Annotated in this window: 8 protein-coding genes and 1 tRNA gene; 5 read left to right on the top strand and 4 right to left on the bottom strand. The window is 63.4% G+C overall.

Features of this window, described 5'->3' with window-relative positions; all coding sequences use genetic code 11:
- Positions 1 to 85: 85 nt before the first annotated feature.
- A complete protein-coding gene (locus BUA05_RS10655; RefSeq protein ID WP_072674972.1) occupies positions 86 to 2,200 on the bottom strand; it encodes a S9 family peptidase in 2,115 nt (704 codons plus the stop codon).
- Positions 2,201 to 2,496: 296 nt separating this feature from the next.
- Here BUA05_RS10655 and BUA05_RS10650 point away from each other — a divergent pair, with 296 nt between their 5' ends.
- A complete protein-coding gene (locus BUA05_RS10650; RefSeq protein WP_084662619.1) occupies positions 2,497 to 4,239 on the top strand; it encodes a BCCT family transporter in 1,743 nt (580 codons plus the stop codon).
- Positions 4,240 to 4,340: 101 nt separating this feature from the next.
- Here BUA05_RS10650 and BUA05_RS14790 read toward each other — a convergent pair whose 3' ends face one another.
- Positions 4,341 to 4,502: a hypothetical protein gene (locus BUA05_RS14790; protein WP_178139175.1), complete on the bottom strand. Its 162-nt coding sequence runs from the start codon at positions 4,500 to 4,502 to the stop codon at positions 4,341 to 4,343.
- Positions 4,503 to 4,589: 87 nt separating this feature from the next.
- On the opposite strand from BUA05_RS14790, the gene BUA05_RS10645 reads away from it, so the two are divergent.
- Both BUA05_RS10645 and BUA05_RS10640 read left to right on the top strand, forming a co-directional pair.
- On the top strand, positions 4,590 to 7,247 hold the full coding sequence (locus BUA05_RS10645) for a TonB-dependent receptor (protein WP_072675070.1): 2,658 nt from the start codon (positions 4,590 to 4,592) through the stop codon (positions 7,245 to 7,247).
- A 91-nt stretch (positions 7,248 to 7,338) separates the two neighbouring features.
- Positions 7,339 to 9,327: a tetratricopeptide repeat-containing sulfotransferase family protein gene (locus BUA05_RS10640; RefSeq protein ID WP_072674970.1), complete on the top strand. Its 1,989-nt coding sequence runs from the start codon at positions 7,339 to 7,341 to the stop codon at positions 9,325 to 9,327.
- Here the strand turns inward: BUA05_RS10640 and BUA05_RS10635 are convergent.
- On the bottom strand, positions 9,324 to 9,662 hold the full coding sequence (locus BUA05_RS10635) for a tRNA-binding protein (protein ID WP_072674968.1): 339 nt from the start codon (positions 9,660 to 9,662) through the stop codon (positions 9,324 to 9,326). The genes BUA05_RS10640 and BUA05_RS10635 overlap by 4 nt on opposite strands.
- A 117-nt stretch (positions 9,663 to 9,779) precedes the next feature.
- Positions 9,780 to 9,856 (bottom strand) — tRNA-Pro (locus BUA05_RS10630).
- Between the two features lie 290 nt (positions 9,857 to 10,146).
- Here BUA05_RS10630 and yajC point away from each other — a divergent pair.
- Positions 10,147 to 10,476 carry a preprotein translocase subunit YajC gene (yajC, locus tag BUA05_RS10625; RefSeq protein ID WP_072674966.1) on the top strand — a complete coding sequence of 110 codons (330 nt, stop codon included), beginning with the start codon at positions 10,147 to 10,149 and terminating at the stop codon, positions 10,474 to 10,476.
- Positions 10,477 to 10,531: 55 nt separating this feature from the next.
- Positions 10,532 to 12,130 (top strand): protein translocase subunit SecD, encoded by a 1,599-nt coding sequence (gene secD / locus BUA05_RS10620; RefSeq protein ID WP_072674964.1) that lies wholly within the window; start codon positions 10,532 to 10,534, stop codon positions 12,128 to 12,130.
- Positions 12,131 to 12,134: the final 4 nt, after the last annotated feature.

Here is a 12,134-nt window from a genome sequence, read left to right as displayed (position 1 = left end):
GGGCGCTTTAGCAGAGGCAGGCAGGCTTGCAAGCAGGGCCGCCTGCAAATGATTTGCAACTGCTGATGCGCGCCGCGCGAGGGTGCTATTGATCGCGCGACCAGCCGTTCCTGTATCGCTCGAACCATGCAAGAATCGCCGCCGCCTTGGCCGCGCTTTGCGATGGACGGGCGGCAATCCCGCCATGGCTCGCGCCCGGCACCTTGACCAGCGCAGTCGGCACGCCGCGCAGCCGCAGGGCGGTGTAATATTGTTCTGATTCGCTCACCGGGGTGCGGTAATCCTCGGCCCCGACCACCACCAGCGTGGGCGTTTCGACATTGCCCACCAGCGACAGCGGCGATTGCTGCCAGTAGAATTCGGGGTTCTCCCACGGCTGCATCCCCAGCCAGTAACGCCCGAAAAACGCCGGCGCGTCGGCGGTCAGCACCTGCGTGGTCCAGTTGATCACCGGCTTCTGGGTGGCGGCGGCCTTGAACCGATTGGTCTTGCCGACGATCCAGCTGGTCAGCACCCCGCCGCCCGATCCGCCGGTCACGAACAGCGCATCGGGATCGGCGATGCCCTGCGCGATCGCTTCATCGACAATGCTGATCAGATCATCATAGTCATTGCCGGGATAGGCCTTGTCGATGGCGTTCGCGAAGTCCTCGCCATAGCTGGTCGAGCCGCGCGGATTGGCCGAAAGCACGGCATAGCCCGCCGCGGCATAAAGCTGGTTGTCGGTGGCAAAATGCGGGCCATAGGCGGCAAATGGCCCGCCATGGATTTCGAGGATCAGCGGCACCCGCGTGCCTTCTGCATAGGCCGGCGGCAAGGTCAGCCAGCCTTCAATGGCCCGCCCGTCATGGCTTGATCGGGTGGTGATCTTGCGCACCGCGCCCATGGTCTTGACCGCACGCAGCGAGGCGTTGAGATCGGTCAGGGTGCGCGCCTTGCCCGCGCTTGCCAGCCGCACTTCGGCCGGAAAGGCCGGCTCGCCGCCGGTAAAGGCAATCGCATCATTGGCCGCGACCGAGAAACCGCCGCCGGTATAGGGCCGGTCGAGCCCGCCCCCGGTCACACCCTCCGCCACGTCGCGGATTGTCCCGTCGAGCCCGATGCGCGCCACCCGCACTTCTCCGCTGATGTCATATTGGGCGTAGAGGCCCTTGCCGTCGGCATCCCACACCACCCCGGCGGGGCTGAAATCCCAGCCTTCGGTCAGATTGCGCAAGCCCGAACCATCCGGAGCCATCACATAAAGATCGTCGTTCTCGTAGGCGCGGCCCGCATCGTCGAAGCCGAGGAAGGCGATAAGCTTGCCATCGGGCGAAACCGCCGGGCTGTGATCGGGGCCGTCGCGGCTGGTCAGCGGCGTGATGGTGCCGCTGGCGATGTCGAGCGCGTGGACTTCGCTTTCCACCGGATCGGTCTGCCAGTCGGGATTGCGGTTGGCGCTGAAATAGAGCGTGCGGCCGTCCCTGCCGAAGGCCAGCGACCCGCCGTCATGATGATCGCCAAAGGTCAGCTGGCGCGGTGCGCCGCCGGCGGCGGGGATCATGAAGATCTTCTCAAACCCCGGTTTCAGATATCCCGCCCCGTCGGCGCGATAGGTGACCAGATCGTAGATTTCGAGCGGTTCGGCCCACTTTGCCCCCTCCGGCTTGCCCGAAGGCGCAGCGCCGAGCGTGATCCCGCCGCCCGGAACCAGCATGCTATAGGCAATGGTGCTGCCATCGGGCGACCATGTGATGTTCGATGGGCTTTCGGGCAGGCCGGTCAGGCGCACCGCCTCGCCGCCATTCAGCCATTTGACCCACAACTGCGCCCCGCCGCTGGCGGTGGAGACATAGGCCAGCCGCGTGCCGTCGGGCGACCAGCGCGGGGCAAAGGCACTAGCATCCGGCCCGCCCGCCAGCGGCATTTCCTCGCCGCTGCGGGTGTCGATCAGCCAGATTGCGGAGCGCGCGCGGTCGACCATGATGTCGTTGCTGCGCCGGACATAGGCGATGCGGCTGCCATCCGGGCTGATCTGCGGATCGGCGGCGGCGGCAAGGTGGAACAGGTCTTCCGGGGTAAAGTGCCGATCTGGCCCCACAGACGCGGCATTCTCGGCAGCGGCGGTGCCAGCCGCATCGCTCTGCGCGGCGGCCGCAGCGGGCAAAAGCGCCAGCGCCAACGCGAGGGCAAGAACCGTTGCAAGAAGGGGTCTGTTCATATCGGGTCTCCTTAGCTGGCTGTCTTGCGGATTTGCCGGGAGCGGGTCAACCGCGGCCGCAACGCGTTGCCCCGCGGGGTTGCAAATGCCTGTGGGGGGGGTAGGTAGCGCCTACACATTCTCCGCATCCGGGGGTCGCGGGGCATTGCTGCTATTTGCATGCCCTTTGCGCTGCTGTCCGTCCGGGACACAATCCCCTGCCATTTCATGAAAGCGGACAGAGCCTTGGCAGCAATGCCGGCAGCGTGATCCCGCGTCGCCTTTTGCCATGGTTTGCTGTCCGGGACAGGACCGTGATGAGCAGCAGGCCAGGCGAAGCACCGTCGCCGACAGAATCGCTGGCAGACGCGCAGGCCGACTGGCCGATCGACCCGCCGCTGGTCGAACTCGACATCGAAACCCACGACAGCGGTTTCTATGACGGGTTCAGCCGGGCGGTGACGATCCCGGCCAAGGTGATCGTATCGCTGCTGATCATGTGGGCGATCTTCTTCCCGGTGAATGCCAGCAAGACGCTGGGCGCCGCCAATTCGACCATCATCGCGACCTTTGGCGGCTGGTATGTCTACCTCGTCGTCAGCCTGATCATCACCTGCCTTGTGCTGGCGCTGTTGCCGTGGACCGGGACCCTGCGGATTGGCCCGCCCGGCGAAAAGCCCGAATTCAACCGGTTCTCGTGGTTCTCGATGCTCTTCGGGGCGGGGATCGGCATCGGGATGCTGACCTATTCGACCGGCGAACCGCTCGCCCATTTTGTCAACAACCCCGATATCATCCGCGGAATGGCCGAAAGCCAGAGCCGCGAGGCCGTGCGCCCGGCCTATATGTACACCTTCCTGCACTGGGGGCTGGGGGCATGGTGCACCTATGCGTTGGTGGGGCTGGCGATCGGATATGTCGCGCATCGCCGGGACTTGCCGCTGACCATCCGTTCGGCGCTCGCACCATTATTCGGCAGGGTGATGGAGGGGCCGCTGGGCCACGTCGTCGATATTGTCGCGGTGGTGGCGACCATTCTCGGCGTGGCGGTGACGATGGGGCTGGGGGTCGAACAATTCGTCGCCGGTCTTGCGCGGCTGGGGCTGGGTGACTGGCTGCTGGCAGACGACGGGTCGGCATCCTCGCTCGCCATCATCGTGTCGCTGGTGGCGCTGGTGGGGGCCTCGACGATCAGCGCGCTATCGGGCGTTGGGCGCGGGATCAAATGGCTGTCGAACATCAACATGGGCCTGTCGATCGCATTGCTGGCGCTGTTCGCGGTGCTGGGCGCGGGAATTTACGGGCTTGAGCTGCTGGGAGTGGGCCTGTGGGATTATCTTACCACTTTGCCGCAGCAATCGCTCAGGCTGTGGAGCCAGGATGGCAGCGTGCTGGGCGCGGCGCTCAACCAGTGGCAGCTCGACTGGACCGTGTTCTACTGGGCATGGTGGATCGCCTTTGCGCCGTTCGTGGGCATGTTCATCGCCCGTATTTCGCGCGGGCGCACGATCCGCGAATATGTCTTCGGGGTGACAGTGGTGCCCTCGCTGATGTGCTTTGTGTGGATGGCGCTGGTCGGGGGCACCGCGATCGAACTTGAATTGTCGGGGCTGGCCGGGGGCCGGATCGTCGGCGCGCCGATGTCGGACCAGTTGTTTGCGACGCTGGCCGTGCTGCTTGAGCCGGGGCTGGCGCTGGTGGTCGCGGGGCTCGTGGTGGTGTTGCTGATGACCTATCTGGTGACATCGGCCGACAGCGCGATCCTGATCGTCAACACCATCAACGGCGCGGGCGATGACGAAGGCAGCCGCCGCTACCACATCCTTTTCTGGGGCGCGGCAATCGCTTTCGTGGTCGGTTCGATGCTGATCCTTGGCGGGATCGAGGCGATCCGCATCACCATGATCATCGGCGCGTTGCCGTTTTCCATCGTTGTCGCGCTGATGGGGGTGGCGATCATCAAGGCGGTATCCTTCGATCTGATCCGCAAACATCACGGCATTCCGACCACGGCGCAGGCCTGCGAGGAATGGGCGGAGAAAGTAACCGCTGCGGAATGACTTGGGCATGTCTTGCTTATTGCAAAGGTAAAAACGAACCTCGTTTTAGAAAATGAGTAAAATCCAAGAATAAATATGGACATTAATCTGAATCATAAAAATCATAAGAAAAATTTTCTTAGATATGTTTCAGATACTTCAAATAACACTTGAATAATTCTTTGTGTTGTCATTATGCAACAACCACAAAGTGCTTTTGCGTGATTTTCACGACGCCGGTGGAAACCACCAGATTCCCTTTTTAGCGGAACAATCATCGCCATGGCGCTTTATGCAGCCGTGCCATTTCTTGGGTCATGCCGGTGCGTTCCTTGCATCGCGACCCGTTCCGAAGCTCAAAGGGGCCTTACATGATGAAAATTCTCGGCGGCGCGTCTATTGGCGCGCTTGCAATCGCGATTGCGTCTCCTGCCGCTGCGCAGGACGCTGCGTCCACCTCCACCTCTCAGCGTCCGCGTCAGGAAGGCGGGATCAAGACCATCATCGTCACCGCACAAAAGCGCACCGAAGATCTGCAGGACGTGCCGATTTCGGTCACCGCGATCGGCGAGGAACAGCTTTCCCAGCTCAACATCGATACCTTCGAGGATTATCTCGACCAGCTGCCCAACGTGACCGCAGGCGGCACCGGGCCGGGGCAGAACACGATCTATATCCGCGGGCTGGCTTCGACCACGCCCAACCTCACCACCGCGGGCGTTGCCGGCCTTGCGCCCAATGTCGCCTTCTATCTCGATGAACAGCCGCTTGCCCAGCCGGGCCGCAACCTTGATGTCTATGCCGCCGACATGCAGCGGATTGAGGTGCTGTCGGGGCCGCAAGGCACGCTGTTCGGCGCCAGCTCGCAGGCGGGCGTGGTGCGGCTGATCACCAACAAGCCCGACCTGTCCGGCTTTGACGCAGGCTTTGATTCAAGCGTGTCCTTCACCAAGGGCGGCGAAGAAAGCTATTCGGTCAAGGCCATGATCAACGTCCCCGTGACCGATACTTTCGGCTTGCGCGGGGTGGTGTTTCTGGATGACCAGGGCGGCTTCATCGACAATGTGGCGGGCACGCGCGACCTGTCCGAAAGCGCGCGCTTCCGGCCCGAAGGCACGGTGCGCCCCAACGGTATACCGGTCAACGCCAACCGCGCCGGGTTCCAGTCGACCGCCGACCTTTCCGGCGTGACCTTTCTCGAAGCCGACAATGCCAGCCTCGCACGTGAGAATTTCAACGACACCCAGTATTCCGGCTTCCGCGCCACGGCGCTGTGGGAAGTCACGCCCGATTGGACAGTGACCGTCGCGCACACCCGCCAGAGCCTTGAGACCGACGGCGTGTTCTTCGCCGATCCCGAACTGGGCGGGCTCAACAATCTGGAAATCGAGCGCTTCGAGACTGACCGGCTGGAGGACAATTTCTCCAACACCAGTTGGACGGTCGAAGGGCGCATCGCGATGCTCGATGTGGTCTATACCGGCGCTTATACTGATCGCCGGACCGACCAGCGGATCGACTACACCGATTACCTGTTCGTGGGCCAGTATCTGCCCTATTACATCTGTGATGGGTCGGTGAGCTATCCCGGCGCCGCTGCCCCCAGCGGCACCTGCCAGGAACCCAATCTCTACGTCACTTCGGACAGCCAGACGCAGGTCTTCACGCAGGAGTTGCGGTTCTCGACCCCGGAAACCTGGCCGGTGCGTGCCACCGTGGGCGGATTCTATTCCGACCTTGAGCTGAAGGAGCGCAACGACTTCAACTATCCCGGCAATGTCGATGCCGCGCCGTTTGGCGGGTTTGCGCCGAACTTCACCTTCCCCGGCATTTTCAGCACCGATGACGGGGCATTCCCGCGCGATGCAATTTTCCGCAATGATATCCGCCGCACCGATGAACAATTCGGCCTGTTTGGCGAGGCCGCGATCGACATTGTGCCCGACCTGCTGACCGTGACGCTGGGCGCGCGCTATTACGATGTCGAGGTTGATCTGGAAGGCGGCGCCAATGCCAGCTTCTGCAACACCAGCGGCACTGACGAGAACGCTTTCGGCACCAACATTTCCGATCTTTATGACGGCGACGGCAATTTCTTCTTCAACCTGTCGTGTTCCGAAGCCGTGCGGCAGAACTTCACGCTGAACGATAGTCTTGCCGATATCGAGGCGGCGGGACTTACCCCGGCGCAGGCGCAGCGCGCATTCAACTCGGTCCGCGCGCCCGATGTGGCATCGGCCAGCGGGACGATCCTGAAGGGCACGATCACCCTGACTCCGACGCCTGATACGCTGTTCTATGCCACCTATTCGGAAGGCTTCCGTCCGGGCCTGCTCAACCGTCCGGGCGGGGCGCCGGGGCCGAACAACTTCACCGTGCCGTTCGAACTGGCAACCGATGAGGTGCAGAATTACGAAATCGGCTGGAAGATGGAACTGATCGACGGGCAGCTGCGGTTCAACGGCAGCGCCTTCTATGTCGACATCTCCAACCTCCAGACGACGATCTTCGATCCTTCGATCACCAACCTGTTCTTCTCGGCCAATGCCGCCGATGCGGAAATCTACGGGCTGGAGGCGGACTTCACCTTTGCGCCCTATGCGGTGCCGGGGCTGACGGTTGCCGGTGCGTTCTCGATCCTCGATACCGAGATCACCGACGTCCTGATCCCGACCAATGACGTGGTCGAAGGATCGGAGCTGGCCTTTGCCCCGTCGTTCCAGGGCAATTTCCGGGTGCGCTACGAATTCGATCTGAGCGCGACGCTGGGTGCCTATGTGATGCCGCAGGTGACCCATTCGGCCAGCAAGTTCACCGACATCATCGAGATCAACCGCCTGCAGCTTGACAGCTACACGGTGGGGGATTTCGCCGCCGGGATCGAAAAGGACCAGTGGAGCTTCGAGATTTTCGGCGAAAACCTGTTTGATGAACGCGCGCAGATTTCGGGCAATTTCGTCAATGACCGGGCGCGGATCGTGACCAACCGTCCGCTCACCGTCGGGTTCCGGGTGGGCTACGACTACTGATCGGGCCTGATTGGAAAAGCAGCGGCGGGGGCGGGCAAAGGCTCGCTCCCGCCGCCTTGCTTGCAGAACGGGGGCGTGTAGGACGATCGGCATGACCACCCGCGAAACACAGCTCAAATCCGCGCAGGACGCGGTGCAGGCCGGCCGCTTTGCCGATGGGCTGGCGCTGGCGGGCGCGCTGCTGGACGAAGCGCCCGAGGATGGCGAGGCGCTGTATCTTGCGGCGGTGGCGGCGCGTTATCTCAAGGATTTTGTCGCGGCCGAGGCCTATCTCGGCCGGCTCCACGCGGCCATGCCCGAATATGGCCGCGCGTGGCAGGAGGCGGGCCATCTGGCGTTGGCGCAGGGGCGCGAGGCGGCGGCGCTGGCTGCGTTCCAGCGGGCAACCCGTTTCAACCCGGCGCTGGAGGCAAGCTGGCGCGAGCAGGCGCGGCTGTTCGCCGCGACCGGGCGCGGGGACGAGGCCAATCTTGCAGCCTTCCAGCAGCAACGCCTTGCCCAGCTCCCGCGCGAACTGGTCGCGGTCACCCATCACCTCGCCGAAGGACGGCTGCTGCGTGCCGAGGAAATCTGCCGCCATTACCTGCGCAGCCATCCGGCGCGTGATGCCAATCATGTCGAGGGGATGCGCCTGCTGGCGCGGATCGGTATCGAATTCGGCGTGCTGGAGGAAGCCGAATTCCTGCTCGAAAGCGCGCTCGCTTTCCGGCCGGATGATGTGCAATTGCGGCTCGACTTTATCGACGCGCTGCGGCGGCGGCAGAACTTCGCCAAGGCGCGCGAGCAGGCCGAAACGCTTTATCAACGCGATCCCGGCAGCCCCGTGTTCCAGTCGCGCCTCGCGATCGAGAGCATGGCGGTGGGCGATTATGCGCGCGGGCTCGACCTGTTCGACAAGGTGCTGGAAAAGCTCCCCACCGATCCCGCCAACCTCACCAGCAAGGGCCACGCGCTCAAGACCACCGGCGCGAGTGCCGAGGCGATAGCCAGCTACCGCGCGGCGATTGCGGCCAAGCCCGATCATGGCGATGCGTGGTATGCGCTGGCGAACCTCAAGACCTACCGTTTCAGCGATGATGAGTTGGTGCGGATGCAGGCGCAGGCCGCACGCAGCGATCTGGCCTTCATGGACCGGGTCCACCTCGCCTTTGCGCTGGGCAAGGCGCACGAGGACCGCGGTGAATACGCAGCCAGTTTTGCGGCTTATGAAGAAGGCAACCGGCTGAAGCGCGCCCAGACCCGTTACAGCGCCGATGCCATGAGCGCCGAGCTTGCCCGCCAGCAAGAGGCCTGCACGCCTGACCTGTTCGAGAAGCATCAGGGCGCGGGCCATGATGCGCCCGATCCGATCTTCATCCTTGGCCTGCCGCGCGCCGGATCGACCCTGCTCGAACAGATCCTTGCCAGCCATTCGCAAGTGGACGGGACGCTCGAACTGCCTGATATCCTTGCGCTTGCGCACCGGTTGCGGGGACGGCGGGTGGGGGAGAACCTTTATCCGCAGGTGCTGCATGATCTGACCGCAGATCAGCTCGCCGGGTTCGGGCGCGATTTCATCGCCAACACCCGCATCCATCGCGCAGACGCGCCGTTTTTCATCGACAAGATGCCCAACAATTTCCGCCATATCGGGCTGATCCACCTGATCCTGCCCAATGCCAGGATCATCGATGCGCGGCGCGATCCGATGGATTGCTGTTTTTCCGGCTTCAAGCAGCTCTTCGCCGAAGGGCAGGAATTCACCTACGGGCTCAACGAAGTCGGGCGTTATTATGCCGATTATGTCCGCCTGATGGCGCATTGGGACGCGGTGCTGCCGGGCAAGGTGCTGCGGGTGACCCACGAGGACGTGCTCGACGATCTTGAAGGCCAGACCCGCAGGATGCTCAATTTTCTCGGGCTGCCGTTCGAGGCGGCCTGTCTCGATTTCCACAAGACGGACCGCGCGGTGCGCACCGCATCGAGCGAGCAGGTGCGCCAGCCGATCAATCGCAAGGGGCAGGACGCATGGAAGCCATTCGAACCGTGGCTGGGTGAATTGAAAGCGGCGCTGGGAGAGCTCGCGCCAGCCGAAGCCTAGGCCAGCCGCGCGCCGTCCGGCACATCGCCCTGCGGCGCGGCAAGTACGATGGCGCCGTCTGCATCGGGAAAGCCCAGCACCAGCACCTCCGACATGAACTTCCCGATCTGGCGCGGGGGAAAATTCACCACCGCCATCACCTTTGTGCCGACAAGGCTTTCGGGGGTATAATGTTCGGTGATCTGGGCGCTGCTCTTGCGCGTGCCGATATCGGGGCCGAAATCGATGACCAGCTTGATCGCGGGGGTTCTTGCCTCGGGAAAGGGCCGGGCATCGATCACGGTGCCAGCGCGGATATCGACGGTGAGGAAATCATCGATGGCGATGGTCTGCATGCCCGCCAGATTAACGTGCAAAGGCAGCAGGGCAAGAGGCAGTGGAAACTGGGCCAAGGCCAGCCTTGGCGCCCGCCATTCGCGGGTATTCCGGGTATGGGAGGGGGAAAATTCCACTGGTCGGGACGAGAGGATTCGAACCTCCGACCCCCACACCCCCAGTGTGATGCGCTACCAGGCTGCGCTACGTCCCGTATCCAGTGGAGCGGCGCCTATAGGGCGGGTGGCGGGGGCTGGCAAGGCGTCTTTGTTTGGGTGCCACCTTCGGTGACGCAGACCTCCCGCCCCGCCTCCCCACCCGACCACCAATAGCACCACTATTCTGCGGTGGCCGGGTGGGGAGGCGGGGCGGGAGGTCTGCGTCGCGCGCCAGCGCGACCGCCGATCATTGCGGGGCGCTTGCATTGCTGCTAGGCGCGCCCACTTGACCGACGGGGCGTCTGCCCCGCATATCATCCACGTAGATCCTGACGGGCTTTATCGCATGACATTCAACCTTCTTGCCGCCGCCGGTGCGGGCGCTGCCGCAGCGCCGCCTGCGTGGATCAACTTCCTGCCGATCATCGGCATGATCGCGATTTTCTGGTTCCTGATCATCCGCCCGCAGATGAAGCGGCAGAAGGAGCACCAGCAAAAGGTCGCCGGGATGAAGAAGGGCGATCAGGTCGTCACCGCCGGGGGCCTCGTGGGCAAGGTGGTCAAGGTTGACGATACTTTTGTCGAACTGGAACTGGGCACCAATGTCCGGGTCAAGGCGGTCAAGGCGACCATCGGCGACATCATCCCCCCCGGCGGCACCCCGGCCAACGACTGATCGCGTGGCGGATTGCCGCCACCTGGCTGACATTTTCGCGTGAGACCCTGAGGCAATGCTCGAATTCCCGCTCTGGAAAAAGCTCTGGCTATGGGGCGTAACGCTCGCCGCTGCGGTGCTGGCGCTGCCTTCGCTGTTCAATGTTTCGGGGCTGGACTGGCCCTCGGGCCTGCCCAATCCGCAGGTCAATCTCGGGCTTGACCTTGCCGGCGGGTCGCACCTGCTGCTGGAGGCCAAGGCCGAGGATATCCGCGCCCAGCGGCTTGAGAACATGGAAGAAAATGTTCGCCAGCTGATGCGCAACGCCACCCCGCGCATCCGCATCGGCGATGTTTCCACCGGCGATGGGCGGATGAGCTTCATGCTCGACAGCGCGGCCGACATTGATCGTGCGCGCGGCCTGCTAGAACCCACGATGCAGGGTGCGAACCTGACCCGCGAATGGGATCTTTCGGTGGTCGATGGCCAGCGTATCGTGCTCACGCCGACATCGTCGGGGATCGACACGGCGCTGAATGATGCGATGGAAAGCGCGACCGAAGTGGTGCGCCGCCGCATCGATGAACTCGGCACGCGCGAACCGACCATCATCCGGCAAGGCGACACCCGGATCGTGGTGCAGGTGCCGGGGCTTGACGATCCCGAGGCGCTGAAAAGCCTGCTTGGCCAGACCGCGCAGCTCGAATTCAAGCTGGTCGATCTCAACGCGCTCCCCGAAAACGTGCAGGCCGGCGTCGCACCTCCGGGCAGCCAGATCTTCCCCTATGCCCCGGGCGCCCCGCAGGAAGGCCAGTTCGAAGCGGTGCGCCGACTGGGCGGGATTGGCGGCGGCAATCTGACAGGCGCGCAGGCCGGGGTCGATCCGACCAACAACCAGAACGTCGTCAACATCACCTTCGATGCGCAGGGCGGGGCCAAGTTCGCCAAGCTGACGCGCGAGAATGTGGGCAAGCCGTTTGCCATCATCCTTGACGGGCAGGTGCTGTCCGCGCCCAATATCAACGAGCCGATCCTGGGCGGTCGGGCGCAGATTTCGGGGAGCTTCACCCCTGAAAGCGCCAACAACCTCGCCATCTCGCTGCGTTCTGGCGCGCTGCCGGTCGATCTCGCGATCGTCGAGGAACGCACCGTCGGGCCGGACCTTGGTGCGGATTCGATCCGGCGCGGGCTGCTGGCGATGATGATCGGCAGCTTGGCCGTGGTCGCTCTGATGGTAGCGAGCTATGGCCGCTTCGGCATCTATTCCACCATCGCGCTGGTGTTCAACGTGTTGATGCTGCTGGGCATCATGGCCGGGCTTAATGCCACGCTCACCCTGCCGGGGATTGCGGGCTTTGTTATCACCATCGGCGCGGCGGTGGACGCCAACGTCCTCATCAACGAACGCATCCGCGAAGAACGCAAGCGCGGGCGCAAGGTGATTGCCGCGGTGGAGACCGGATACAAGGAAGCCAGCCGCGCGATCTATGATGCCAACATCACCAATTTCATCGCCGGGGTAACGCTGTTCGCTTTCGGCTCTGGCCCGGTCAAGGGGTTTGCCGTGGTGCTGGTGGTCGGGCTGTTCACCTCGGTCTTCACCGGGGTGACCATGACCCGCATGTGGGTTTCCGGATGGCTGCGCAAGGCGCGTCCCAATGACATCAGAATCTGAAAGG

The sequence above is a fragment of the Erythrobacter sanguineus genome (assembly GCF_900143235.1).
Taxonomy (GTDB): domain Bacteria; phylum Pseudomonadota; class Alphaproteobacteria; order Sphingomonadales; family Sphingomonadaceae; genus Erythrobacter; species Erythrobacter sanguineus.
Note: the sequence above shows the minus strand (reverse complement) of the source record. Positions and strands in the feature narration are given on the sequence as shown.